Here is a 25,178-nt window from a genome sequence, read left to right as displayed (position 1 = left end):
CTAGATTTTGATACGGTACACAGTGCCCATGGTCGGGCCATTCCTTTTGCAACGGGTGTGAAACTGGCCAATCCGGAACTCAATGTCATCGTTATGACTGGTGACGGCGATGCTACGGCAATCGGTGGCAATCACTTCATTCATGCGGCACGCCGCAACATTAACTTGACAGTCGTTCTGTTCAACAACAACATCTATGGCATGACAGGCGGTCAGTATTCCCCATTGACGCCAACCCATAGTAAAGCCACTACTGCGCCTTATGGCACGATTGAACGGAGCTTTAATGTAGTAGAATTAGCGAAAGCCGCTGGCGCTACCTTCGTTGGTCGCGGTACGACTTTCCATGCGCAGCAGCTTTCGGATCTCATTGCCGAAGCCATCGCCCATGACGGTTTCTCCTTAGTAGAAGCGGTAACGGCTTGCCCGATTGGTTTTGGTCGTCAGAACAAACGTGGCGACGGCGCTGCGATGATGAAATGGCAGAGAGACCATGCCGTAACAGCGGGTCAGGCTGCTAAGATGACGGAAGAACAGCTTGCCGACAAGTTTATTATCGGTGTACTTCATAAAGCGGAAGCACCGGAATATACGAAACAATATGACCTGATCATTGACCAGGCCCAGAAAGGGGCGAAATAAGAGATGCAGCAGCTACGATTATCAGGAACAGGCGGACAAGGCCTGATCCTAGGCGGAATTATTTTAGCAGAAGCAGCCCTTCGCGACGGGAAACTGGCAGTACAATCCCAGTCCTATGGACCGGAAGCGCGCGGCGGTTCCAGTAAATCGGAAGTATTGATTTCGGAAAAACCGATTCACTTCCCGAAGATTACCGTGCCCAATCTGGTACTCGCTATGAGCCAGGAAGCTTGTAAGAAATATACAGGCGACTTAACGGAAGAAGGCATTTTGATTACAGACAGCCTGTTTGTAACGGAATTACCGCAGAAACAGTATAAAAAAGTCTATGAACTTCCGATCACCCATACAGCCCAGGAAGGTTTAGGCAAAGTATTGTTTGCTAATATCGTTGCGCTTGGCGCTATGACGGCGATTACGAATGTCGTAACGAAAGAATCCTTAGTGAAAGCGGTTCTATCGCGTGTACCAAAAGGAACGGAAGCTCTGAATGAAAAAGCCATTGAACTTGGCTTTGCATTGATTAAATAAGAATGTATCCAGTTAAGGCTCATAACAGAAAAAGTAAGTATGGTTTTCTGGTATGAGCCTTTATAGGTGTATTTGTCTGCTGATAAAGTTTGTAAAGGCGTCTACGTAAGAGGAGGAAGGTAAATATGAATGTAAAAAAGATATTTTTCCCCTGTCTTGCCTTGGTGTTACTTGTTGTATTTGGAGGAAGTCTTGAAGCGAAGCAAAATGATTCTATTCCGCAGAACATTGCTGTTTATGAACAGAAAAATCTTAAGAGCCATGGGTACTTTTTTGTCGGAGGAGAGTACATTGGTCTGCCAGGAAAAGAAGTTATGGCAGGACAAATGTATGTAGAGACACTGGTGCCTAAAAAAGTAACGAAGCCATATCCTCTAGTTTTATTCCATGGAGCAGGACAGACGGCGCTAAATTGGATGAATACTCCCGATGGAAGAGAAGGATGGGCAGATTATTTTATTGAGCAGGGGTATATTGTTTATTTAGTTGATCAACCAGCGAGAGGGAGGTCTGCTTATCATCCTGAGGATGGAAAGCTAAAATGTTTCTCGGCACCTGTTATTGAAAAATTATTTACGGCAACTGAATCTTTAGGCGATTGGTCGCTAGCTAAAAAGCATACTCAATGGCCTGGAGAAGGCTCTGATAAAGGACATAAAGGCAATGCTGTTTTTGATTCTTTTTATGCAACTCAGGTTGAATTTTTAGCAAGTAATGCGGACACACAAAGACTAGTTCAAAAAGCTGGAGTGGCTCTTTTAGATCAAATTGGACCAGCGATACTCTTGACGCATTCGCAGGCAGGTGCATTCGGGTGGCTTTTGGCTGATATCAGACCGGATAAAGTAAAAGGAATTCTTGCTTTGGAGCCATTAGGGCCTCCTTTTCAAGATGCTGTTTTAGGAAATGGTAAGGCACGAGAATGGGGAGTTACGGATATTCCTATTACGTATGATCCTCCTGTAAAAGACGCTTCTGAATTAGTAAAAAAACGGGTTGAAGCAGATCGAACGGACTTAGTACCCGGCTGGTTACAGGAAGAGCCAGCGCGACAACTTCCTAATTTAAAAGGAATACCTATTCTTATTGTATCTACTGAATCGTCTTATCATGCTCCGTATGACCAATGGACAGCAAAGTATTTAGAACAAGCTGGTGTGAAAAACACTTATATCAGACTAGAGGATATTGGAATACGCGGAAACGGCCATATGATGATGTTGGAAAAAAATAATTTAGAAATTGCTGCTTTTTTAAACAAGTGGATGATCAAGAATATAAAATAAGTGATGTTTAAATAAGAGGAGGGGTCGATGATGAGTACAGTGCAAAAAGGGAAGATTGATGAGTTTCGTCATAGCTTTGGTGTTCCTATAGCAATTTTATGCACTTTGGTTGTTTGGTTTTTGCCAGGATTTGAAGGCCTTTCTCAAGTGGGGCATAGAGCCCTTGCGCTGTTTGCCGGGATTTTTATTTTATATCTGACAGAGGCATTGCCTCTGCCTGTTACAAGTATTTTAGTTGTGCCGTGTGCAGTACTGATGGGAATTGTGAATTTAAAAGGGGCGCTCGAAGGGTTTGCCTCGTCATCTGTATATTTACTGGTAGGCTCTTTCGTGTTAGCTGCTGCTATGGTTAAGACGAAATTGGCAGAACGAATTACGTATATGATTCTTTTAAAAATTGGCAGCTCTACGCGGCGAATTACATTAGGTGTTATGGTTGCCAATATCTGTCTTGCGTTTCTGGTTCCATCAAGTACAGCCCGTACGGCGATCCTACTTCCCGTTTGCTTGAGTATTATTCATATGCTTAAAGGGGAGGAGCAGGGACGGTCTAATTTTGCAGTCAATCTTTTGCTTACTTTAGCATTTACGAATGCAACGATTAGTGCCGGAATTATGACGGCGACTGTGCCAAACCCTGTTACAGTTGATTTCATTATAAAAGCAGGAGGGCCTGCAATTGGATATATGGACTGGCTGATCTACGGTTTTCCACCGGCATTGCTTATGACAATTGCGACATGGTGGCTAATTCAGATTCTCTTTAAACCGGAAAAAGAGGAACTGGCCGGAGGAAGTACGTTTGTCCAGGAACAAGTTGAAAAATTAGGTGCGATGAGCAGTGCGGAATGGCGGACTGCGGCCGTGTTTTTTCTGATTGTTGCTGCCTGGGCGACAGGGGCGGTCACAAAGATTGATGCGACAGTTGCTTGTTTAGCCGGGATCGTTCTTTTCTTTTTACCGAAGGTTGGTGTTTTAAACTGGAATGATGCTAATAAATCAATTTCTTGGCAGGTTGTTTTAATTTGTGGCGGAGGAATTTCGCTAGGTGATATTTTAATGAAAACAGGTGCAGCAAAATGGCTGGCAGTAACAGCGTTTCACTTTATGGGGTTGCAGGGAGCATCGACGGTTGTTATTTTAGTTATTGTGATGCTTGTCATTCAATATATGCATCTTGTTTTTGTCGGCACAACAGCCATGGCAACAGCGCTTCTGCCGATTGCACTGGGAATGGCGCAAACTGCTAACCTGAATCCTGCTGTCCTGGCTTTGCCTGTAGGGATGATTATTGGCGGATACCCATTACTCATGTTTTACAATACACTGCCTAATATTTTGGTATATGGTACAGGTGAACTGAAAATAGGCGATTTCCCTCGAATTGGTGTTGCCATTTGTACGTTGGCTTGCGTGATGTATTCGCTTTGTGCGATGACATATTGGCGTTGGCTGGGGATGTTTTAGAATCTGGCCGGATCTGAATAAAGAAGATTTTTGCTCATTAAATTCGAAATATTTGAAATTCGCTGAGAGGGTTGTGTTGGGATGTATGATCTTTTGATTAAAAATGGAACTGTTGTTGATCCTTATTCAGGATTGATGGCAATTCGTGATGTTGCAATTGAAAATAACAGGATTGCCTGTGTGGCAGAGTCAATAACAGAGAGTGCTTCAATGGAAATTGAAGCGGCGGGTTGTCTTGTGTTGCCAGGGCTGATTGATTTTCATGCACATACGTTTTATGGGGGAACAGATATCGGAGTTAATCCTGATGCGGCCTTTTTTCCCGTAGGTGTTACGTCAGCAGTAGATGCAGGCAGTGCCGGAAGTGCAAATTATGCTGCGTTTTCATCAAGCATTCTTTCTAAAAGTGCCGTTCGTATGAAAGCCTATTTAAATGTTTGTCCGGCAGGATTAGCAACAACGAAATACCATGAAGATGTGACCCCGAAATATTATGACGCAGCCAAAATGGCAAGAATTATAGATCGATATCACCATGAGATTCTTGGCCTGAAAATTCGTATGAGTAAAGAGATTGTCGGAAGTGAAGGTTTGGAGCCGTTAAAGCAGACGATTCTTCTTGCTGAAAGGTTTAACTTGCCGATTGCAGTCCATACGACAAATCCGCCGACGATCAGTAATGATATAGCCGGATTATTACGATCCGGAGACGTTTTTGCCCATATGTACCAAGGGACAGGGCAGAATATTATTAATGAGGAAGGCAAGGTCTATGACGAAATCAAGGCAGCACGTGAACGCGGTGTGGTTTTTGATGCGGCCAATGGCGGAAATCATTGGGTATTCTCTGTAGCTGAGGCTGCTATGGCCGATGATTTTTATCCTGATATTATTAGCACTGACATTACAACGAAAACACAATATAAGCCTCCTATTCACGGACTGCCTTATATTATGTCTAAGTATCTTAATATGGGAATGGCGCTGTCGGAAGTTGTTGCAGCGTGTACAAGCAAACCGGCAGAACTGATGAACATGAAAGGGAAGATTGGCACATTAGCTATTGGGGCTTTTGCTGATGTAGCTATATTTAAATTGATTCATAAGAAAACCGTTTTCACCGATACGAAAAAACAGACCAAGGAAGGAAAGCAGCTACTGGTTCCTCAGGCTACAATTCAAGACGGGCAGCTAGTGTATTCTTCTATAGAGTTTATGACTTAATTTAATTGAATGGGGAGATTTGTAATGTATTTACGTTGGTTAGTACTTGCTGCAGTTCCTGCACTGATTCTTGTATCTCCTATTCCAAACGGGCTTACCGATGAGGCATGGAGAATTTTTGCAGTTTATGTTGCGGCGATTTTAGGATTGATTCTCCGCCCGGCACAAGAAGCAGTTGTATTGTTAGCTGTGATTGCGTTTGGCTCCTTTATTCTGCCGATAGGCAAATTACTTGGCGGGTATTCGTCGACAACAGTCTGGCTTGTTTTTTCGGCTTTCTTAATCAGTCAGGCATTTTCTGATACGGGTTTAGGACAGCGGCTTGCTTATATTATGGTAGGGCGGTTTGGGAAAACGGCCCTGGGCTTAATTTATGGTCAGGCGATTACAGATTTAATCTTAAGTCCGGCGACCCCCTCCAATACAGCTCGGAGTGGCGGAATTGTATATCCGATTTTTCGCAGTGTTGCCGTTGCCCTTGGTTCGACGCCTGGTGTAACCGCCAGAAAACTTGGTGCTTATTTGACTCTATCAAGTTATGGGATCAGCATGTCAACTTCGGCACTTTTTATTACGGCTTGTGCTCCGAACGCGTTGATTGTTGGTTTTGCCAAGAGTATTTTTAAGGTGGAAGTGAGCTGGCTGCAATGGATGGTCGCTTTGCTTGTGCCAGGTATTCTGGTTTTAGTTGCAGTTCCTTATATTATTTATAAATTGTATCCGCCGGAAATGACACGTGTCGACGGTGCAGAGAAATTATCGCGAGAAGGTCTTGCTAAACAAGGTCCTCTTACCATAAAAGAAAAACTGTTGGCAGCCTTTTTTGTTTTAGCCGTCGCCGGTTGGGCCACAGGCAGTATGACAAAGTTGGATGCTACAGTGATTGCCCTCGTATTTTTCAGCTTGTGTGCTATTTTTAAATTGATTTCGTGGGACAATGTTTTAAATAATAAAGGTGCCTGGAGTACCCTGATGTGGTACGGTGGGATCATCGGCTTGGCAGACGCATTGTCTAAAGCGAACTTTTTTAACTGGTTGGCAAAACTGGCAGCAGCTAATTTGAACTTGGCAGGCTTCAATGTGTATCTTGTCTTGTTTATACTGCTTTTAGTCAGCTTGGTCGTCAGATATATTTTTGCATCTATGGGAGCGTATGTCGGTGCGTTTATTCCTGTACTATTTACAGTAGGTCTTGTTGCCCAAGCTCCTGTATTTCCACTTATACTGCTTATTGCATCTTCTGCTGCTTATGGCTGCTTACTGACGCATTATGGCGGTGCTGTCGGACCAATTTTATTTGGGACAGGCTATGTTGATCAAAAAACATGGTGGAAAATCGGTGCAATTCTGGCTGCTTTTAATGTTATTGTTTATATGATTATTGGACTGCCTTACTGGAAGCTGATTGGGCTTTGGTAGCCTTTTAAAAACTTAAGAAGGAATATATATGACAGCAGATAGGGCCCATCTATTAGTCGAGATGGGTCTTATCTTTTAATACATGATTTATGATTGTAGCGGCTGAGCTCATATAGCCGCCTTCGGCAGAGACTCGGCTACTAGACATCAGAAAAATTGCTCGATGTTTTTCTCGACAACCTTTATCTCGCGTGAGGTTGCTGAAAATTTACCACAATGTTCAATTTGCTATTTAGGATAATTATAAGGGGGAGTGACTAAAATGATCAGTATTAGAAAAAAGTTGTTTTTAATTATGCTCCCGCTCAGCTTTTTAGCTTTTAGCAGCTTAGTGGGAATTAGTTATCATTTTGCAAGTCAATCACTTTTCAATAGCATACAAAAAGAGGCAACTGCTATTAGTAGCGATTATGCACATCAAATTTCTGGTGATATAAATGAGAATATTTCTCGACTAGAGGAGATTGCTAAGAACCCTGCATTGCAAACACCAAATGATAAAGTTGCGCTTACTGCCGTACTAGCAGAGGCAAAACAACGCATTGGCAAATATGATAGTCTGTTTTTTATTTGGCCTGATGGGTCAGGAGTAAGGTCTGATGGTACAAGCAGTCAAAATAAAGGTGCTGATTACTTTGAAAAAGTTATGGAAACGAGAAAAACTTATATGGCGGATGTTCGAGTCGCTAAATCGACAGGAAAAATGTCTATTTTAATGGGAGTGCCTGTTATGCGTGACGGACAATTCGTTGGTGTGTTAGGTGTGTCTTATTCGTTAGATCGCTTTTCTGAAATGATTCAGCGACTTAAATTTAAAGAAAGCGGCTATGGCTTTGTTGTTGATCATACTGGACTTATTTTGACGCATCCGAACGAGGCCTCCTTTATTGGTAAATTGAATTTAAGAGAATCTACCGTGAATCAAGAATTAAAAGTGCAAAAAGCAGTGCTTGATGAACGGTTGATCAATTTAGTGAATCAGGCAATTGACGGTGATGTTGTGTCAGGCGGAGACTATACGTCTGTCCAGGGGATCGAACAAATTGGTGTATTTACGCCGATTCATCTTCCCGGCGGAGGACTCTGGCTTATGGGGGTTACCGCGCCAGAAATAGAGATGGTAAGCGTAATTAAAAAATTTGCAGTCATAATGTCTGGAATATCGGGTTTTTATATGATTTTATCGCTTTTTGTAATTTCGTTCTTAAGCAAACGGTTTGTACAACCGCTCAAGACAATTCGGGATTCTTGTGAGCTTTTAGCCCAAGGGAATTTGCAGGACCAGCAAATTTTAGCTTTGCCAAATGATGAAATTGGTCAAATGGCAGAATGTTTTAGGAAAATGCACAGCAATATGCGAGACCTTATCAGAAAAGTACAGACGCAGTCTGATCAAGTTGCTGCGGCAAGTGAAGAGCTTACTGCTAGTGCCGAACAGTCTTCGTTGGCATCAAATCAAGTTGCTGCATCTATTGGAAAGGTTGCTGAAGATACCGATTCTCAGCAAGCGGCGGCTGATCATACTTTAGTGGTTGCAAAGCAGATGGAAGGGCGTGTAACAGGCGCTTCAGAAATTATTCGACAAGTAACAGAGTACTCCAATTCGACGGCGGTTAAAGCTCACCAAGGGAATGAGTCGCTGGGGCAGGCGGTAAAGCAGATCGGTAAAATTGAAGCAGCGATCTATGGTCTAGCGGAGATTATTGAGAAATTAGGGGCTCGGTCGCAAGAAATTGGCGAGATTGTTCATGCCATATCAGCTATTGCTGGACAGACAAATTTATTAGCGTTAAATGCAGCGATTGAAGCTGCGCGAGCCGGGGAACAAGGAAGAGGATTTGCTGTTGTTGCAGAAGAGGTTCGTAAGTTGGCGGAGCAATCAGCGGCGGCTGCACAGAAAATAGTAGGCTTAGTTTCGATGATTCAGAAAGAAACGAAGGAAGCAATCCATTCGATGGAATTTGGTAAGATGGAAGTTAATGTTGGCTCAGAACTGGTAGTTATTTCAGGCGAGGCTTTTCGGGAGATTGCCGAGATGACAGAACTCGTATCAAGCCAAGTGCAAGAAGTTTCTGCAGTCGTAGATCATATTGGCGAAGGGAGCCGTTTTGTTGTAAAAGCTATTGAAGAAATTGACACTCTTTGCAAGAATACCGTTGATGGAGTCATGAGTGTTTCGTCAGCTACAGAAGAACAAATCGCTTCTTTAGCAGAAATTGCTTCAGCGGGACATTCTTTGGCTGATATGGCGCAGGAATTAAGGGAAGCAGTTGGCGTTTTTAAAGTATAAGAACAAAATAATATTATTGCTACAGTCGGCGCATAGATCTTTTTTATCTGATGCAAACTAGCTAAGTCGAAGCAGAAAGGAGGGATGAATGATGATGACAAGCAAGGAGTTAATGCATGTAGAAGACTTTCTTTCGATGACACAGACGAGCGCAAAAACCTTTCAGCATTTAGCGAGCGAAATGCAGGATTCGTCAGGCAAGCAGCTTTTGCAGCAATTAGCCCAGAAACAGCAGCAGCATACACAAACAATCGGAAAACATTTGAGCAATGCGCAGAGCTTGCAATAAGAAACAGCAAAGGAGGGATTCTTATGGCGCAAAATCAACAGCAGAATCAACAGCAAAATCAAATGCAGAGCGGCCAACAGGGGCAGTGCGGCGATCAAGAGCTTTTGAATCTGGCCTTGAATGAAATAAAATACACAACCCAGACGATTAACCTGTATATTACGGAAGCAAGCAGCAATCAGTTGCGGCAGGATTACATGACCGTTCTTGGCGATGTCTATGGTCAGCAAAAGCAGTTGTTTGACTTTATGCAGCAAAAAGGCTACTACCAAGTGAAGCAGGCCAATCCTCAGGAAGTGTCGCAGGTACAGTCAAAATTTAGTCAGCAAATGCAATAAAACATGATGAAATAAGAAGATTCCTGTCCGTTTATGGGGCGGGAATTTTCTTATTTTTTTATGCTTGACAGGGGCGGATTATTAGTTGTATTATTAATTTAAACTTAATCAATAAAAGTTATTAAGGAATAATTTCAATGTAAAGTAGGTGTTTTTTTTGGAAATCTGCGTCACGTCCATGCTCCGCGACAAAGGCTTCAAGGTAACCCCCCAACGATTGGCAATTTATAATGTGTTGGCTAACACGAAAGCTCATCCCAGTGCTGAAATGATTTTTGCTGAATTACAACCTTTATATCCCACGATGAGCTTAGCAACTGTATATAAGACGATCGAGATTCTAAAGGAAATCGGTTTGGTTCAAGTGTTGAACGCCGGTGAAGATAGTTTCCGCTATGATGCTCGTGTAGAATCACACAGCCATATTCGTTGTATGCAATGCGGTCGAGTAGACGACTTAGAAGATATTGATGCTAGCAAATTTATTGATGAAGTCAGTGCGTCTACCCCTTATAAAGTGACGGGACAGCAGTTCTATTTCTATGGAGTATGCCCTTCTTGCCGGGTACACGATATTAACTAATTCAAGCTTCATACAGTTCTTAAAGGACCCTTCTTGCGATAAGATATATCGTGAGAACGGTCCTTTTTGTTTACATAAAATAACGGTAGGCAGGAACTATGCCCTGTGCTATACTGAGAGTCCCTTAGTCTATAGAGAGGAGGGGACAGCCATGCAGACAGCAGGCAAAACAGAAATTACAGTAATCGCAGGGCTGCTGTTTATGGCAGTATGTTTTTTGCTTTTTACTCAGTTTTCCTTGCGGCCGCGGCTATGGCTTTACCCTCTGGCGAGGCAGGCGGCAGCCGCAAAGCTTTCCTATGAGGCTCGGCAATTTCAGCAGCAGGAAACAGAGCATTTTATTATTGTGTATCCGCTGGAGGATGCCGACCAGGTTCAACTTGTGGCAAAGGCGGCGGAAGCAGCTTATGAACCTGTTCGCAACTTATTAGCCTATAGTCGTTCGGAAAAATCCATTTTATATATTCAACCAGGACGCAGCGAGTTGCGTAAAGCGCTAGGGTGGTCTGGCGATGAAAGCGCTATGGGGGTTTATTACGGCGGATCCATTCAGATTCTGTCGCCTAAAGCCTGGATGCAGCCGGACGATGGTCCCGAGGTTTTCTGGCAAAACGGCCCTGTGGCTCATGAGTTTACCCATCTCTTGCTAGATTATCAAACAAACGGCAATTATACCCGCTGGTATACAGAAGGATTAGCGCAGTATGCGGAATATAAAATTACCCATTATGAATGGCTTACAGGCACCAACAAGCTTACTGGGCCGCTTTATTCCCTGAATGAACTTGATGATCATTTTGATGATTTAGACAATCAGTCACTGGCCTATCGGGAGGCTTTTGCCGCAGTTCGTTTTATTGCGGAACGACAGGGCGAGCAGGCGCTACAGGAAATCGACCGACAGTTAGCGCAAGGCGTAGCTTTTAAACAGGCCTTAACGGCAGTAACCGGTTTATCTTATAGCGACTACGAAACGGCCTGGAAAGCTTGGGCTGCGAAACTTGATGAAACCAGAGAGCGTCATTCTTGACAAAAGGGCTCTCTGGTTTTGTTTTTTCGGGACGAAACCGTGCATTGTCAGTGGATTCGGCGGCGCTTCTATGCTACAATAACAACGATAAACTGCCTAAAAGGAGACAAAAAATGGCTAATATTTTTCATGCCTGTGATATACGCGGTATTGCTGGAACCGATTTGACGCTGGATAAAGCAAGACAGATTGGACTGGCTGTCGGCACAAAATTAATGGGGAAAAAAGTAGTTGTCGGCGGTGATGTACGTCTGTCTACGCCAGAATTGCAGAGTGCGATGGTAGCGGCGTTAGCCGAGTCGGGGTGCGATGTCTTTAATATTGGAACCGTAGCCTCGCCTGCTTTTTATTATGCCTTGCAGGAACTAGAAGCCGAAGGCGGCGTTATGGTGACAGCTTCTCATAATCCAGCTGCCTATAATGGCTTTAAACTCGTCCTTGGCCCAGGGCCGGTGACGGAAGAAGAAGTGTCGGAAATTCGTGCAATCGTGGAAAGCGGCGAATTTTTGTCAGGGTTTGGCTGTCAGCGAGAATATCCGCTGCTAGCCGATTATATTGACCATACTGTAAGAAAGGCAGCTCCGGCGCAAGAACCGCTACGGGTTGTAGTGGATGCCGGCAATGGCGCCGCGGCCTTGACGGCGCCGAGGGTGTTACAATCGCTTGGATATGAAGTGATTCCGCTATTTTGCGAACCTGACGGCAATTTCCCCAATCGGGCGCCCAATCCCGCTCTCAGCGAAAATCTAACGGCGCTGGCGGCAAAAGTAGTAGAAACAGGCGCTGCTTTAGGCATTGCTTTTGACGGTGACGGCGATCGTTTAGGCGTTGTTGATGAAACAGGCCGCGTTATTTCAAATGATAAGATTATGGTTCTGTTGGCGCGGTATTATTTAGCGGCAAAACAGGGAAGGATTATTTATGATGCGAAGTGTTCTATGGTCGTGCCGGAAGAAATAAAAAAAGCTGGCGGCGAGCCAATTATGGGACGAGCTGGTCATACCTTTATAAAACAGGCTTTTCTAGAACAGCAAGCGCTCTTCGGCGGTGAATTGAGCGGACATTTCTTCTTTCAAGAGCTTGGCTATGATGACGGATTGTTCGCTGGATTAAAAGTATGCGAGCTCATTGCGGCTAATGGCAAGCTATCGCTGCAGGCTGACTCGGTGCCTGATTATCTCTTGACGCCAGATATTCGTGTTACCTATCATGGCTCCGATAAAGCGGCTGTAATTGACGAGATTGCCGCAAAATTGCAAACTTATCAGCCCAATCGAATTGATGGGGTACGCATTGAATTTGACGATGGCTGGGCCATGATTCGTTCCTCTGTGACGGAACCGCTGTTTACGCTGCGGTTTGAAGCGAAGACGCAAAGCCGCCTGAGAGAAATCGCCCAGATTTTGCTTGCGGCGCTGCCAGGGGAAGTTCGAGAGTCCGTGCAGACGAAGCTTACGGAAGTCGAAGGATTTTAGGAATCGGAAACGAACTACATAGGAAAAATGGATTAGTTAAAGGAGCTTTCTATGGATATACATGTTCTTGCCAGCGGTAGTACCGGCAATGCAACTTATATTGCCATGGGCGATGCCAAGATTTTGATTGATGCCGGTATCAGCACGCGGCGCATACAGCAAAGTTTAAAGAAGCTGGGGACAGATATTGCTGAGCTTGATGGTATTTTATTGACTCACGAGCACAGAGATCATATTTATGGACTGGAAACACTATTGAAACGCTATGAAATTCCTGTCTATGCTACAGTGAAAACCTGGGATGCTATGTATTTACGCGATAAGGTGCCGCAAACAGCTTTTCGCGAATTGATGCCGCAGGTTGCCGTAAAAGATATGCGGATCGAGCCGTTTCGTATTTCCCATGATGCAGCTGATCCTGTTGGCTACTGCTTATATGGCGAAGGCGCTAAATGCTCGATGGTGACAGACTTAGGCTTTGTCACAGAAGGCGTACAGCAGGCGCTCGCTTTATCGGATGTGCTCGTATTAGAATCGAATCACGATGTGGAAATGGTAGAAAAGGGTTCCTATCCGTGGCATTTGAAGCGGCGGATTTTAAGCAACCGCGGCCATTTATCCAATATGGATGCCGGTTGGCTCCTAACCCGTTTACAGCGAAAAACTCATACTCATGTTTTTCTCGCTCATATGAGCCAAGAGAACAATACGCCGGAACGAGCCAAAGAAACGGTAAAAAGTGTTTTGGAAAGCCAGAATATAGCTGGTGAATTTAGTCTTCATTTAACTTATCCTGATGCGATTTCTAGTTTAAATGCCGGGTGAACCGACAAAGGAGGAATGATCTGTGATGAATAAACGGATGACATCCTATGTCATTGTGGCTTTAATTGGAATTATTGTGGGAGCCAGCCTCATGGTGGGCTGTGGTAGCTTCTTTTCTAAACCGGGAGCGCAAAATAATGCGCCATCGTCGAATTTAAATGCTGTCAAAGCGGCCGATTTATCACCAGCCCGCAATACGGCCATCGTAAAAGCGGCGCAGATGGTGGCCCCTGCCGTGGTGGGGATCACGAATAAAGCCTATGCCCGCGATATCATCAATCGAAAAGTCCTGGTGGAACAGGGACAAGGCTCTGGCGTTATCATTGACGCCAACGGCTATATTGCGACGAATAACCATGTTGTGGAAGGCGCACAGGAAATCGTTGTATCTCTTGCGGATGGACGAACTTTTCCTGGCAAGGTCTTAGGCACCGATCCGGCGACGGATCTTGCTGTGGTGAAAATTGAGGCAACAAACCTGCCTGTTGCCGCTTTAGGTGACTCTGACAGTCTGCTTGTCGGCGAACCAGCGATTGCCATTGGCAATCCGCTAGGCCTTGAATTTCAGGGCAGCGTGACTGTCGGCGTAATCAGCGCGTTAAATCGATCTTTAGAAATCGGCGAAAGAAAGTTCAAGCTCATTCAGACTGATGCCGCCATCAATCCAGGGAATTCCGGCGGCGCACTCGTCAATGCGGACGGCGTTGTGATCGGGATTAACAGTGCGAAAATTTCCGTGTCAGGTGTAGAGGGAATTGGTTTTTCCATTCCAATTAATACAGCCAGACCGATTCTGCAGTCCTTGATTGAAAAAGGGCGCGTTATTCGTGCGTACTTAGGTGTAGGCGTACTTGATAAAAATACGGCACCACGCTATGGCTATACTCTCAACATTGATGCCGGAATTTATGTAGCTAATGTGACTCAGAACGGCCCAGCAGCCAAGGCTGGTATCCGTCAAGGCGATATTATTACGAAAGTTGCCGGGGCGCCTGTGAACAGTGTGCCTGACCTGCGGTCTGTTCTCGATAATCAAGCCATCGGTTCGACTGTCGATGTGGAAATCGTCCGCAATAATCAAACTAGAACCGTCAGTGTATTGATGGAAGAAATGCCGGTGCAATAGATGCATATTCAAATCGTTACAGTCGGAAAAATTAAAGAGAAATATTTGTCTGCCGGGATTGCTGAGTTTACCAAACGGTTGACGCCTTTTTGCAAGCTGCAGATCGTTGAGCTTGCCGAAGAGAAGATGCCTGATAATCCATCGGCAGCGGAAAAAGCGAAAACGTTAGAAAAAGAGGGCGAGCGCATTATTAAAGCGCTTCGCCCTGCTTCTTATGTGATTCTATTAGATGTAGTCGGCAAAGCTTTATCGAGTGAAGACCTAGCCGAAAAGCTGGAGCATCTTTCTGTGACCGGCCAAAGCGACGTTACCTTCATTATCGGCGGCGCCTTCGGCTTATCTGACGCGGTACGACAGGCGGCAGATGAGCGAATCAGCTTCTCGAAAATGACCTTTACCCACCAGATGATTCGCCTGCTGCTAGTAGAGCAGGTGTATCGGGCGTTTAAGATCAATCGAGGAGAGAAATATCATCTCTGAACCGTACCATTGGTAACGGATAAAATAGCCTCAACCCTTGTAGAATATAATGGTTGAGGCTATTTATTGTGGAGTTCTGAGAGGCAAAAGAGAGTATGGGAGTTGATTTTCAGTGATTTTGAATATTGTAAATGGTACAGAATTGAAACGATATTTAGTAGATAAACGTGCTGAGTATGGAGATATCATAGCTTTTAATGAGTCGATGATTACGGGAGAGTGCAGTAAAGAGATTTTTAGTGAAACCTTTTTTCAAATACGTGCAAAATCTTTAAATGTTACTTTTGAGCAATATCTCGAAATTACTGTTTCGGAATTAGATGAATTATTAAATAAACAATATTCTAAAATTATATTATGGTTTGATGAGGATATGTTTTGTCAGATTAATCTACTAACCTTACTTGCGTACTTAGACTATATTAACTATAAGGGAGTAATACAGTTAAATATTATTCGTCAGGATTATTGGAGTTACAATGATGTGCAAAGTATAGTAATTAAGTCTTATATATTGAACTCACAGGGTTATTATTTATTGTACCAAGATGTTATGTTGAGAAAGGTATTTGCAAAAAACGATTATCGTATATTCAAGGAACTCGAAGATGGCATTAAACTGTATGAGAACTATATTTCGGGCAATAATGAAATCATGTTATCCATAGCAGAATTGGTAAAAGCCAATATAAGTAAGGGAGATATAATTAAAGAAATTTGTAAAAGATATCGCAAATATGGTATAGGAGATTATAATATTGAACTACTTTATCATAAAGAAATGTCTAGACGTTCTTGAGTAATTTCGTTCAACTTTTATGCAAAAGCTTAATGGAAAACAAGGGATACTGATGAGTCTATTGGTGAGTTGGGGGAGGGTCCTTTTTGCCATAACAAAGTTGCTAAAAAAGGATTGTTCCAGTGTAGGCGACTTAAAGAAAGGGAAAAGATTACCTAGGAGGTGTAGGGGAATTGTTAAAGGCAGTTTAACATATTGATGAACCAATTAAATGGCAGTTAACGTTAACTAAAATGCAATAGGGGACAGGGAGCTGCTTCATGTGCAAGCTGAAACGTTGCCCTGTATCCTGTTTCATCCTAGACTAAAGTGGAACCGTCCCTTGTGAGTCTTAAGAAGTAGATAAATAGGAGGAACGAACATGGGAAGAATTTTGATGATTATTTGTTTACTAAGTAGTTTATCTATTTCGCAAATTGCTTTTGCCGAGGGATATTTTCCGGGAAGCACATGGGAAACTATCAGCCCTGAAGATGCAGGGTTTGATGCAGAAAAGTTTGAGGTAGCTCGCCAGTACGCCAATACACTTGACTCAATCGGCGGCATGGTATTATATGACGGCAAGGTTCTAATGGAATGGGGTGACATAAAACAAAAAGGTGAAATGCATTCTGTCAGGAAGAGTTTTATAAGTGCCCTATATGGAATTTATGTGGCTGAAGGTAAGATTAACTTGGATTTTACAATGGAACAGCTTGGAGTAGATGACAAGGGAGGGCTTAGTGAGCAAGAAAGACAAGCGAAAGTAATTGATTTGTTGAAAGCTCGATCGGGGATATATCATGATGCTGCATACGAGATTAATGCAATGCAAACATCACGTCCTGCTCGTGGTAGCTTTGCTCCGGGTGCCCATTGGTACTATAACAATTGGGATTTTAATGTGTTGGCGACCATATTAGATAAAAGTACTGGCCAAACAGTAGGGGAGTCTTTCTATAAACGTATTGCTACTCAAATTGGAATGGCAGATTTTATTCAAAGTGATGTCACATATCTTTATGAACCTGTATCAGTTCATCCAGCTTATTTGTTTAAAATGAGCGCCAGGGATATGGCAAGGTTCGGACTGTTGTATTTGCGCAATGGAGAATGGAAAGACAAACAAGTTATTCCCCAGTCGTGGATAGAGGAAAGTACGAAGGGTTATTCATCAGCGGGGCCAGATGCGGATTATGGATACTTATGGTGGGTTACCAAAAAGGGTACTGCATATCGCGCCGCTGGACTTGGCGGTCAACTTATCATAGTAATACCTAAAGCAAAGTTGGTTATTGTTCATGCGTCGAATTATGACAAGAGTAAGATTGACAGTAACAAAACATTTGGTAAATTCATTGATAATCTTTTAGCGGCAAAAACAAAGTGGTAACCATGGTCACTTGAAGTAAAATAATTTTGCACCGTTATACCTGATACGGAGAAAAATATCACCTCTAACGGTGCAAAATTCCCTCAAGTCCTGAAAATCAGGGTTTGATGGCTTGCTTTTTTATGGTTCCAAAGAGGGAGAATGATTGCTGACCTTATTGCCCTGCAAATTTGAGCAAGTGTGATAGAAGCTCTTCATCTTCTTCGGCGCTCAATGTTACGGCCCTCATTGCCCTCATTTCATAGATACACATATTAATTGGGGGCTAGTTCTGTTTGTCCCGCTAGTCTAATATACTTTTACATGACTGGTGGGGAAGTTTTGGTGTGAAAATAAAATATTTTCTAGTAAATCAAAGAAAACCGAGATGCTTGAAAGTGAAGTAAATCAATGGTTAAGCACTAATTAAGTTAAAGTCGTTAATATTTTATCATCCGCACATGCAGCAAACGGTGAGCTGGAATCTTTCTATTATGAGGAGTTAGATATTATAGTTGTTTACGATGATTGATAAATAGTAATGCCTGAGCGCTAAGTTCAGGCATTACTATTTATATTGCGCTATATGCTATATAATTTTGCAAGTAATTCGGTTACTGAAGGACGCAGCCATGCGTATGAAGATAGGGAAGTATCTTGGAGTTTCCCTGCGTTTAATAAATCTGAGGCCGACACATTAGGGTGTATTTCAGCAGCCATGAAGAATACTTGGTGGTGGGGGGCAGGAAGTGGCAGAGTCTCGACATATTCTATAAGATACTTTTCTAACTTGGGTCTATTTAGCAGCAAATCCGAGTTAGAGAGGTCTTCGCCGAGGAGTTGCTTTACATGATTATTATCCAGCCCGTTTATCATTGAGCTTACTAGAAAAAACACATTAGATTCTGGGATTTTCATGGAATTGGACTGAGAAAGTACAGCAATGATATTTTTTTGCCATTCCTCTCCCCTATGGAAACCGAGGTCACCGTAGAATTTAAGTAGTGCAATTGGATGATTATCACGTTCGAAGATTAGTAGTCCGTCACGGCTAACTACATCGAGATTAGGGAGATTTTTACTAAAAAAGTTTTTTAGCTCGAAGCCTAGGTTTCGAGAAACTCGCTTGGATGATTTACGTTCCATCTGTCTCACTCGTTTTAATTTTTCTTCTTCTAAGTATACATTAGTCACTTTAGCAAACAATTCATGTTCGTGTGTAAGGTGGGATGGTGCTATGGGTATAGGATTTTGAGCATGGGGGTGAAAATTGTCATTGGAAGAACTCCAAATTCGCACAAGGTTTTCAAGGGCATCGGCAATACGTTCGAGATTTTTGGAATCACACTGGTTAAGCATTGGATATCCCCCTTTTTTGTTTGCTTGACTTACAAGCTCTGCTTATGCAAATATAATAACATGCATTTTGCTGCTTTGCAAACATTATCTGGTTATACGTGAGCTAATAAAGTATATACCAGTGACAATGGATTTGATTTCTTTGTTTTTTCAGCAATTGAAACTATCATCTAGTTTCACGATAACAGCATTAGGATAAATTAATTGAACTATATTAGGTCGAGCTTGTACATGCATTTCTAAGACGGTACTATATCTATAGGTCAGAAAGACCGGAGTTGTCCGGGAATGTGTGAATATTGTTATTTGGCTACAACGTTGGGCAAAAAAACATATTTGCGTGTTTATGTCAATAACGAGCAAATATTAGAACAGGTAGACCAATATATTGCCGAACGTGCGCCAGTTGTCACCATCTTTGAAGGGGAGGCCACTTCTGTCCCTATTCCTACGGAATATTTAACGGGAGTATTGAGGCAATCAATTGACTTCTTTGCTAAGCGAACGTTAGGGCGATTTCGATTTGTAACTAAGTATACGGATGTTGACTCATTATTGACTGTCAGGCATAATGGCCGGACTCGGTTCAGATTTATCTAGTATTTCTACACCGTTTGAATTAGTACGGAGGAGACTTTCACCCGTATCATTGGTAATGGCGAAAGATGAAGAACTCCTGCCCAGTTCCTTTTAATTTGGCAGGAGTTTTATGTTTTTGAGGGAATTTTCAAATTATAAAGTGGTACTTAGAGAGCGAATTTGTAGAACGTCCCCGAGAGTCCTTTAGTTTGTTAGGGAAGTTATGAGGGTGGAGAAATGGCCGAGTTGTTGAAACTAGCGGATGAATGGTTATTTGATGTAAAGAGAAACGGGAGAAACCGAGTTGTCTCAGCTTGTAATTTGTATTCATAAGAATTCGTTAAAAAGGAGAAAGCTATGCTGAACGATGAGATTATTTTGATATTGAAGACCCAAGTGTGTTTCTTGGGTACTTCGCATGAAAACGTGCCGCGAGTGAGACCGATGCGTCCGTTTGTTAGCGAAGAGGGAACCATTTGGCTTATTAGCTATACGGACACTGAAAAAACAAGAGAAATAGAAGCTAATAATGTAGTTGAGCTATGTGCGGTTGATGAAAATAGCAATGTTCTTCGGCTGCAGGGCAAGTTAATGGGGGAAGAGAAGCTTCTTTTAGAAGAAAAAGAAAAGGTGCGTCGTAAAATTATTGAAGAGCTGCCAGGCGCTGAGAACTTTTTTTCTGGATTTAGAGATTCTGCAATGGCGATTTATAAATTTGAGATTTCCAATTTAGTCTTCCGAACTTTGGAGAATGTTGCTCGCGCCGAACTTCATTTTCGCAGGTAAGCGCAGAGCCATTTATTTAAGGTAGGAGGGATTTTGGTGAAGATCATGCCGGTTTTTATCGGTTTGTTGCTCAGTGGTTTTGGCGCTAACGCTGTTTGCCGCACAATGGTTGCTCAACATAACCTGGTCGGCGGTATTTTTTGGACTTCGCTCACCAGGGGGGCGGGCTCGTATAATTGCCTTTTTAGTCTTGGCCATAGGGGCGACTATGTTTTGGAGCCGTCGCGTTTCTAAAGTGGCGGCGTTGCTATTAGTTCCGTATCTGGGGTGGGTTTGTTTTGCTGGGTATTTGAATTATCATTTTTGGCGGTTGAATCAATAAATAAGTATGATAAAGGGTTTATATAGTTAGAATTAGTAACGTTAGGTAATATGTTGTTTTTATTTATAGAGTATGTGAGGTAAATCAGGTGTTACGTGTAATCAAACAGCCAATTCAACAAAGAAGAACAGGCGTAATATTACGTACCTGTTCTTCTTTTATCTCAATGATACTGTATTTTATGATCTTACAAGAAAAAGAGTAAGGAACATAAAATTCGGTATCGGATTGTATTAAGACAAGTCCGCAAGAATTCTTGGATGCAGAATTGGAAGCATCAACGAAACTACTTGAATTACGGATGGGTCTAGAGAAGTAGCAGGATGTTCATATCAACGAAGTGGAGCTTTGATAGCGAGTCGATATCAAAGTGTCGCTGTTGGAGCACCATCACTGATTTCGCCGTTATATATAATACGAAGAGGAGCATCATCTTTAGTGTGTCTTTTGATTTTGTCAACTAGAAAACTCAGCACTGTTATACATGATACGGAGACCGCACCCACTAGTGCAGTACGTGAGTCTTTCTCTTAAAGTTGGTGTAGCTTTTTTGCGGGGGATTGAGAGAGGGGGGCAATATCCTTTTCTGTACTGTTTGAACTCATACAGAAGAATCTATTTATTGCAGAAGCATTAATAATTATACAGATTTTTAAAGAAATTGGTATAATATAGATGAAAAGTGAAAAAAGCATGACTATTTTTTGTTTAAGATATAGAGAAAATGGGGGAAGAGTAGTGAACTTTTATGAAAAGATAAAGGAACAAGTTACTGATATTAAAATGCAATATGGATATAAGGATGATGGTACTGCTTTTGGGCACTTTGCAATTAAAGAGTGCTTTAGTAAAATAGTGGATTTTGATTATGACGGAACAGCTTTTGATGAATTTATTAGAAATCATATTGTAGACATGACTAGAGATTTGGGGAATGATGCTGTTTTTGTAAATAAATCCCTGAATAAAGTATTAGTATTTCAGTTTAAATATTCTAATAGTAGCTTGTTGAATACTGAGGAGATAAAGAAGAATAAAAAATTTTTAGATTGGATTTTAAAAATTAATGATGAAGAATTAGCTCCTAATTATAAATTAAAGACAATTATTGATAATGAAATAGTGGAAATTATCAATGAAGAAAGCTTAAAAAGCGGAATGTACAACATTACATTTTACTATATAGATAATGATTTTGACAATAAACTAAAAACTGATGTAAAGGCACTTTTTAATAATTACAGGGATAAAAATATTAATTTTCAAGTTAAATTTTATGATTACCAAAATTTAAATGATTTATATGATGACATAGAAATACCTCGTAATAAAGTCAACTTAAAGGTTGTTGATAGAGAGTATTTTATTAAAAAAGTGAACTATTATGAAACAGAGAAGTATATACCATTAGAAACAATAGTTACAAGTATATATGCTAATAGCTTAAAAGAACTGGTTGAAGAGCATAAAGAAATGCTTTTTACGCTAAATGTTAGATACTATAAAGGAGAAAATGATATTAATTTAAAGATTAAGGAAGAATACTCAAAGGGAAAAAGATCTAATTTTTGGATACTAAATAATGGAATTAATGCTATTTGTGAGGATTTTGAAGTTAGTAATGGTAATATTACAATTACTAATTTGCAAATAGTAAATGGGGGCCAAACTACAAAAACTTTAACAAGAATTGTTAATGATTTGCCAGATGACGTTCAGATTTTAATGAGATTGACTAAAATAGCGGATAAGAGTAAGGTTAGCAAAATTTCCAAAGAAATAGCAATTGCTAGTAACAGTCAGAATGCTATTACGACGAGGGACCTTCATTCGGGGGATAGGTTGCAAAATAAAATATTTGACAAGTTAGATTCAGTAGGTATTTTCTATGATAAAAAAGATGGGGAATGGGGTACTGTTGTTAAGAAAAAATATAAAAATCCCAATGGGAAAAGCCCCTTATATTTAAAAATATCGAATATTGATTTAGGCAAAGCTTATTTATCATACTTTTTGCAACTGCCTGTATCTACAAAAGGTCGTGATAAGCTTGTGTTTTCAGAAGTGTATTATAACGATATATTTAATTCGGAATGCAATGAAGATGAGCAATTTGCAAAGCTAATTTTTGCATATCGTATAGCAGAAAAAATCAATCAAATTAAAAATGATAATGAGCCTAAATACGAAATTTTACAAAATACATATATAAATGATATTTTGTTAGCATTGTCAGTGCTATATCATTTACAAAATGATTTATCTTTAATTCAATCACCAGAGGAAATTAAAAGTCAATTAGTAATCAGAAATTTTGATTGGGGTAGTTTTACTGATCCTTTAAATAGATATGAACTTACTTTAGAGGGGGATATTGATAGTTTTATTATAAAAATAATAGAAGCTATTCAATATGTATTAGATGTGAAAAAAGCGGCGAAATTAGAATTCCTAAATGAGCCTTGGTTACTTAAGGATACAGGAAATTGGTTAAAGAAAGATGGTACATACAAAGATATCTTACAAAAGGTTTGTAAAAAGCTAAAGACAATATAGAGTAGTTCTCTTTTGGTAGTGTGAGGGCAAAGAGAGTGGATATTTTATTGGACTTTGCACCGTTATACTTGATATGTAGAAAAGTACAAGTATAACAGGTCAAACAGCGAAATCGCAGTTATCTTTCCATTTTCAGCTTACTAGCGCAGCTTATTGCTATTGCAGCAGGTCAAATGCTGATATACTAAATTATACTTATTAGGCTATTTCAGGTACTCATGTTCAAGAAGTCAATTTACTTTTCTTGAATTACTAGATGATGTTATGATAGCGCATACTAGACTCAAATATTATGGGAGTGAAGCATATGCGCTTTGTACCTAAACGAGCATTCTTTGAGCCTCAGGCGCTGGAATTTCCGCTTGGCAAGAAAATTTATGATAAGCTGATGAACTTGGCAGTGGACATTAAGTTCACAGGGTCTCACAACCGTGTTACCGGAATTCCGGGCGATAACCAACAGCAGGCATTTAGTGAAGCCAAGCGTACTCTTGTTGTAGGCGTACGTCGAGGCACTGAATTTGCGACTTGCAAGCCTTCGGCTCATTATCAGCTTCCCTTGAATACTAGTTGTCCGGGAATGTGTGAATATTGTTATTTGGCTACAACGTTGGGCAAAAAGCCATATTTGCGTGTTTATGTCAATAACGAGCAAATATTAGAACAGGCAGACAAGTATATGGTCGAACGTGCGCCAGATGTCACCCTCTTTGAGGGGGCGGCTACTTCTGATCCTATTCCCACGGAATATTTAACGGGAGTATTGAGGCAATCGATTGAATTCTTTGCGAATCGAACGTTGGGGCGATTTCGGTTTGTAACTAAGTATACGGATGTTGACTCACTACTGACTGTTAGGCATAATGGCCGGACTCGGTTCAGATTTAGTATTAACGCCCCAACTGTTATACGGGAATATGAGCATCTGACCCCGGCGGCAGCAGAACGGGTGGCAGCTGCGGTCAAAGTAGCTGATGCTGGTTATCCGTTGGGTTTTATAATTGCTCCTATTTTGTACTTCGAAGGTTGGGAGGCAGAGTATAACTGGTTATTTCAATCTCTAAATGATCAGTTGTCCAAAACATCTCGTCGGGATATTACCTTTGAATTTATCAGTCATCGTTTTACAAAACGAGCAAAAAATCAGATACTAGATCTGTTTCCGCAAACCACTCTTCCCATGGACGAGGGAATGCGACGATTTAAATATGGACAATTCGGTTATGGCAAATATCTTTATCAAGAGGATACAATGACCCAATTAAGGGAGTATATGTTTGCTCAGGCAAAGCAATATTTTCCAGAAGCAAAAGTGGAGTACTTTGTCTAATCCTCAAGACAGTCCGACGCCCCTCGATAACAATTACTTGATACGGAGAAAAATATTACTAATGATTTCTATTTTATACTGTAAGTCCAAAAGCTGGAGTGGGAAGAAATGGTATAGTGTTTGGGATCGATCAAACAGAATCCTCAAATATTGTCCTAATAGTCCGATTCCATATATAATGGAATAAAGGCAGCTGTTGATATAGTGAGAAAAATAGTTGGCTGATTTTTATATGATAAGGTGAGAACATGAAAAAGACAGAGAAATAGCCTCCTAAAAGAAGAATTCATTTAATCTTTTAGGAGGGTAAACAATGAATTTTAATAAGATTGATATGGAAAAATGGGAACGTAAGCAACATTTTGAGCATTATTTAAGGAGTGTAAAATGCGGCTTTAGCATCACATCCAATATAGATATTACAGCGTTAGTGCCAGCGGTCAAAGCAAAATCATTAAAGCTTTACCCCGTATTTCTTTATATGATATCCAGTGTAGTCAACACACGTCAGGAATTCAGGGTATGTTTCAATGAGGATAAGGAATTGGGATATTGGGATAGGATGAATCCTTCTTATACGATATTTCATAAGAATACAAATACTTTTTCGAGTCTTTGGACGGAATATATGAATGATTTTAGTGAATTTTATCAAAATATTCAGGTTGATATGGAGAAGTACTCGAATAGCAAGGACCTTTTTCCGAAACCTGATTGTCCACCTAATTGCTTCCCCGTTTCCTGTATTCCATGGATGAGTTTTACTGGTTTTAACCTAAATTTATTTGACGATACCGAGTTTCTTTTGCCTATTATTACAATAGGTAAGTACTTTGAACAGGGTGATAGCTTACAATTGCCAGTATGTTTACAAGTTCATCATGCTATAGCAGATGGTTATCATGCATCGCAATTTATGAATGATTTGCAACAGCTTGCTTCAACGTCTGAGAACTGGATGATCATAAACGACTAGTAGTTTGATAATCATATTTTAAGATAAAGTGTAAAAGCAGTCAGCAAACTATCTTATTGTATGGGAATCCGAAAATAATTGAAGCCCGCGAAGTTCGCGGGCTTTTTGCTATGCA

The 25,178-nt window shown here is 41.2% G+C and carries 24 protein-coding genes; 23 read left to right on the top strand and 1 reads right to left on the bottom strand.

Going from position 1 to position 25,178, the window contains the following annotated elements:
* From AC0MXB_RS11015 to AC0MXB_RS10935, 17 genes are all read left to right on the top strand, one after another.
* Positions 1 to 642: thiamine pyrophosphate-dependent enzyme (locus AC0MXB_RS11015; protein WP_474039728.1), on the top strand; the 642-nt coding region annotated here is incomplete at its 5' end.
* 3 nt (positions 643 to 645) lie between these two features.
* On the top strand, positions 646 to 1,173 hold the full coding sequence (locus AC0MXB_RS11010) for a 2-oxoacid:acceptor oxidoreductase family protein (RefSeq protein WP_474039727.1): 528 nt from the start codon (positions 646 to 648) through the stop codon (positions 1,171 to 1,173).
* Positions 1,174 to 1,298: 125 nt separating this feature from the next.
* Positions 1,299 to 2,459: an alpha/beta hydrolase gene (locus AC0MXB_RS11005; RefSeq protein ID WP_474039726.1), complete on the top strand. Its 1,161-nt coding sequence runs from the start codon at positions 1,299 to 1,301 to the stop codon at positions 2,457 to 2,459.
* A 27-nt stretch (positions 2,460 to 2,486) separates the two neighbouring features.
* On the top strand, positions 2,487 to 3,926 hold the full coding sequence (locus AC0MXB_RS11000; protein ID WP_474039725.1) for an SLC13 family permease: 1,440 nt from the start codon (positions 2,487 to 2,489) through the stop codon (positions 3,924 to 3,926).
* Between the two features lie 93 nt (positions 3,927 to 4,019).
* On the top strand, positions 4,020 to 5,150 hold the full coding sequence (locus tag AC0MXB_RS10995; protein ID WP_474039724.1) for a metallo-dependent hydrolase: 1,131 nt from the start codon (positions 4,020 to 4,022) through the stop codon (positions 5,148 to 5,150).
* A 24-nt stretch (positions 5,151 to 5,174) separates the two neighbouring features.
* The gene (locus tag AC0MXB_RS10990; protein ID WP_474039723.1) at positions 5,175 to 6,569 is read left to right on the top strand and encodes a DASS family sodium-coupled anion symporter; all 1,395 of its coding nucleotides are present in this window, start codon (positions 5,175 to 5,177) and stop codon (positions 6,567 to 6,569) included.
* Between the two features lie 262 nt (positions 6,570 to 6,831).
* The gene (locus AC0MXB_RS10985) at positions 6,832 to 8,859 is read left to right on the top strand and encodes a methyl-accepting chemotaxis protein (protein ID WP_474039722.1); all 2,028 of its coding nucleotides are present in this window, start codon (positions 6,832 to 6,834) and stop codon (positions 8,857 to 8,859) included.
* Positions 8,860 to 8,947: 88 nt separating this feature from the next.
* Positions 8,948 to 9,148 (top strand): ferritin-like domain-containing protein, encoded by a 201-nt coding sequence (locus tag AC0MXB_RS10980; RefSeq protein ID WP_474039721.1) that lies wholly within the window; start codon positions 8,948 to 8,950, stop codon positions 9,146 to 9,148.
* A gap of 23 nt (positions 9,149 to 9,171) precedes the next feature.
* On the top strand, positions 9,172 to 9,486 hold the full coding sequence (locus tag AC0MXB_RS10975) for a spore coat protein (protein ID WP_474039720.1): 315 nt from the start codon (positions 9,172 to 9,174) through the stop codon (positions 9,484 to 9,486).
* Positions 9,487 to 9,643: 157 nt separating this feature from the next.
* A complete protein-coding gene (gene perR, locus AC0MXB_RS10970; protein ID WP_474039719.1) occupies positions 9,644 to 10,069 on the top strand; it encodes a transcriptional regulator PerR in 426 nt (141 codons plus the stop codon).
* A gap of 151 nt (positions 10,070 to 10,220) precedes the next feature.
* A complete protein-coding gene (locus tag AC0MXB_RS10965; RefSeq protein ID WP_474039718.1) occupies positions 10,221 to 11,099 on the top strand; it encodes a peptidase MA family metallohydrolase in 879 nt (292 codons plus the stop codon).
* Positions 11,100 to 11,212: 113 nt separating this feature from the next.
* Positions 11,213 to 12,574 (top strand): phosphomannomutase/phosphoglucomutase, encoded by a 1,362-nt coding sequence (locus tag AC0MXB_RS10960; RefSeq protein WP_474039717.1) that lies wholly within the window; start codon positions 11,213 to 11,215, stop codon positions 12,572 to 12,574.
* Between the two features lie 51 nt (positions 12,575 to 12,625).
* Positions 12,626 to 13,399 carry an MBL fold metallo-hydrolase gene (locus AC0MXB_RS10955; RefSeq protein WP_474039716.1) on the top strand — a complete coding sequence of 258 codons (774 nt, stop codon included), beginning with the start codon at positions 12,626 to 12,628 and terminating at the stop codon, positions 13,397 to 13,399.
* A gap of 25 nt (positions 13,400 to 13,424) precedes the next feature.
* Positions 13,425 to 14,525: a S1C family serine protease gene (locus tag AC0MXB_RS10950; RefSeq protein ID WP_474039746.1), complete on the top strand. Its 1,101-nt coding sequence runs from the start codon at positions 13,425 to 13,427 to the stop codon at positions 14,523 to 14,525.
* Positions 14,526 to 15,005 carry a 23S rRNA (pseudouridine(1915)-N(3))-methyltransferase RlmH gene (rlmH, locus tag AC0MXB_RS10945; RefSeq protein WP_474039715.1) on the top strand — a complete coding sequence of 160 codons (480 nt, stop codon included), beginning with the start codon at positions 14,526 to 14,528 and terminating at the stop codon, positions 15,003 to 15,005.
* Positions 15,006 to 15,117: 112 nt separating this feature from the next.
* Positions 15,118 to 15,804: a hypothetical protein gene (locus tag AC0MXB_RS10940; RefSeq protein WP_474039714.1), complete on the top strand. Its 687-nt coding sequence runs from the start codon at positions 15,118 to 15,120 to the stop codon at positions 15,802 to 15,804.
* A 361-nt stretch (positions 15,805 to 16,165) separates the two neighbouring features.
* Positions 16,166 to 17,176: a serine hydrolase domain-containing protein gene (locus tag AC0MXB_RS10935; protein WP_474039713.1), complete on the top strand. Its 1,011-nt coding sequence runs from the start codon at positions 16,166 to 16,168 to the stop codon at positions 17,174 to 17,176.
* Positions 17,177 to 17,737: 561 nt separating this feature from the next.
* Here AC0MXB_RS10935 and AC0MXB_RS10930 read toward each other — a convergent pair.
* Positions 17,738 to 18,514, bottom strand: coding sequence for a hypothetical protein (locus AC0MXB_RS10930; protein ID WP_474039712.1), 777 nt, complete (start codon positions 18,512 to 18,514; stop codon positions 17,738 to 17,740).
* Positions 18,515 to 18,802: 288 nt separating this feature from the next.
* On the opposite strand from AC0MXB_RS10930, the gene AC0MXB_RS10925 reads away from it, so the two are divergent.
* From AC0MXB_RS10925 to catA, 6 genes are all read left to right on the top strand, one after another.
* Entirely contained in the window at positions 18,803 to 19,114 is a 312-nt protein-coding gene (locus tag AC0MXB_RS10925) for a spore photoproduct lyase family protein (protein ID WP_474039711.1), read from the top strand.
* Positions 19,115 to 19,450: 336 nt separating this feature from the next.
* Positions 19,451 to 19,879 (top strand): pyridoxamine 5'-phosphate oxidase family protein, encoded by a 429-nt coding sequence (locus tag AC0MXB_RS10920; RefSeq protein WP_474039709.1) that lies wholly within the window; start codon positions 19,451 to 19,453, stop codon positions 19,877 to 19,879.
* A gap of 73 nt (positions 19,880 to 19,952) precedes the next feature.
* Positions 19,953 to 20,201 carry a TspO/MBR family protein gene (locus tag AC0MXB_RS10915; RefSeq protein ID WP_474039708.1) on the top strand — a complete coding sequence of 83 codons (249 nt, stop codon included), beginning with the start codon at positions 19,953 to 19,955 and terminating at the stop codon, positions 20,199 to 20,201.
* Between the two features lie 738 nt (positions 20,202 to 20,939).
* Positions 20,940 to 22,757: an AIPR family protein gene (locus AC0MXB_RS10910; RefSeq protein WP_474039707.1), complete on the top strand. Its 1,818-nt coding sequence runs from the start codon at positions 20,940 to 20,942 to the stop codon at positions 22,755 to 22,757.
* Between the two features lie 307 nt (positions 22,758 to 23,064).
* Entirely contained in the window at positions 23,065 to 24,087 is a 1,023-nt protein-coding gene (splB, locus tag AC0MXB_RS10905; protein ID WP_474039706.1) for a spore photoproduct lyase, read from the top strand.
* Between the two features lie 313 nt (positions 24,088 to 24,400).
* Entirely contained in the window at positions 24,401 to 25,063 is a 663-nt protein-coding gene (catA, locus tag AC0MXB_RS10900; protein WP_474039704.1) for a type A chloramphenicol O-acetyltransferase, read from the top strand.
* Positions 25,064 to 25,178: the final 115 nt, after the last annotated feature.

This window comes from Pelorhabdus sp. sgz311001, assembly GCF_055901755.1.
This window is presented reverse-complemented; position numbering and strand designations above follow the sequence as displayed.

Coding starts and splice junctions, on each gene's coding strand:
- AC0MXB_RS11010 (WP_474039727.1), top strand. CDS start 646: ATGCAGCAGCTACGATTATCAGGAACAGGCGGACAAGGCCTGATCCTA.
- AC0MXB_RS11005 (WP_474039726.1), top strand. CDS start 1,299: ATGAATGTAAAAAAGATATTTTTCCCCTGTCTTGCCTTGGTGTTACTT.
- AC0MXB_RS11000 (WP_474039725.1), top strand. CDS start 2,487: ATGATGAGTACAGTGCAAAAAGGGAAGATTGATGAGTTTCGTCATAGC.
- AC0MXB_RS10990 (WP_474039723.1), top strand. CDS start 5,175: ATGTATTTACGTTGGTTAGTACTTGCTGCAGTTCCTGCACTGATTCTT.
- AC0MXB_RS10985 (WP_474039722.1), top strand. CDS start 6,832: ATGATCAGTATTAGAAAAAAGTTGTTTTTAATTATGCTCCCGCTCAGC.
- AC0MXB_RS10980 (WP_474039721.1), top strand. CDS start 8,948: ATGATGATGACAAGCAAGGAGTTAATGCATGTAGAAGACTTTCTTTCG.
- AC0MXB_RS10975 (WP_474039720.1), top strand. CDS start 9,172: ATGGCGCAAAATCAACAGCAGAATCAACAGCAAAATCAAATGCAGAGC.
- AC0MXB_RS10965 (WP_474039718.1), top strand. CDS start 10,221: ATGCAGACAGCAGGCAAAACAGAAATTACAGTAATCGCAGGGCTGCTG.
- AC0MXB_RS10960 (WP_474039717.1), top strand. CDS start 11,213: ATGGCTAATATTTTTCATGCCTGTGATATACGCGGTATTGCTGGAACC.
- AC0MXB_RS10955 (WP_474039716.1), top strand. CDS start 12,626: ATGGATATACATGTTCTTGCCAGCGGTAGTACCGGCAATGCAACTTAT.
- AC0MXB_RS10950 (WP_474039746.1), top strand. CDS start 13,425: ATGAATAAACGGATGACATCCTATGTCATTGTGGCTTTAATTGGAATT.
- rlmH (WP_474039715.1), top strand. CDS start 14,526: ATGCATATTCAAATCGTTACAGTCGGAAAAATTAAAGAGAAATATTTG.
- AC0MXB_RS10935 (WP_474039713.1), top strand. CDS start 16,166: ATGGGAAGAATTTTGATGATTATTTGTTTACTAAGTAGTTTATCTATT.
- AC0MXB_RS10930 (WP_474039712.1), bottom strand. CDS start 18,514: ATGCTTAACCAGTGTGATTCCAAAAATCTCGAACGTATTGCCGATGCC.
- AC0MXB_RS10925 (WP_474039711.1), top strand. CDS start 18,803: ATGTGTGAATATTGTTATTTGGCTACAACGTTGGGCAAAAAAACATAT.
- AC0MXB_RS10920 (WP_474039709.1), top strand. CDS start 19,451: ATGCTGAACGATGAGATTATTTTGATATTGAAGACCCAAGTGTGTTTC.
- splB (WP_474039706.1), top strand. CDS start 23,065: ATGCGCTTTGTACCTAAACGAGCATTCTTTGAGCCTCAGGCGCTGGAA.
- catA (WP_474039704.1), top strand. CDS start 24,401: ATGAATTTTAATAAGATTGATATGGAAAAATGGGAACGTAAGCAACAT.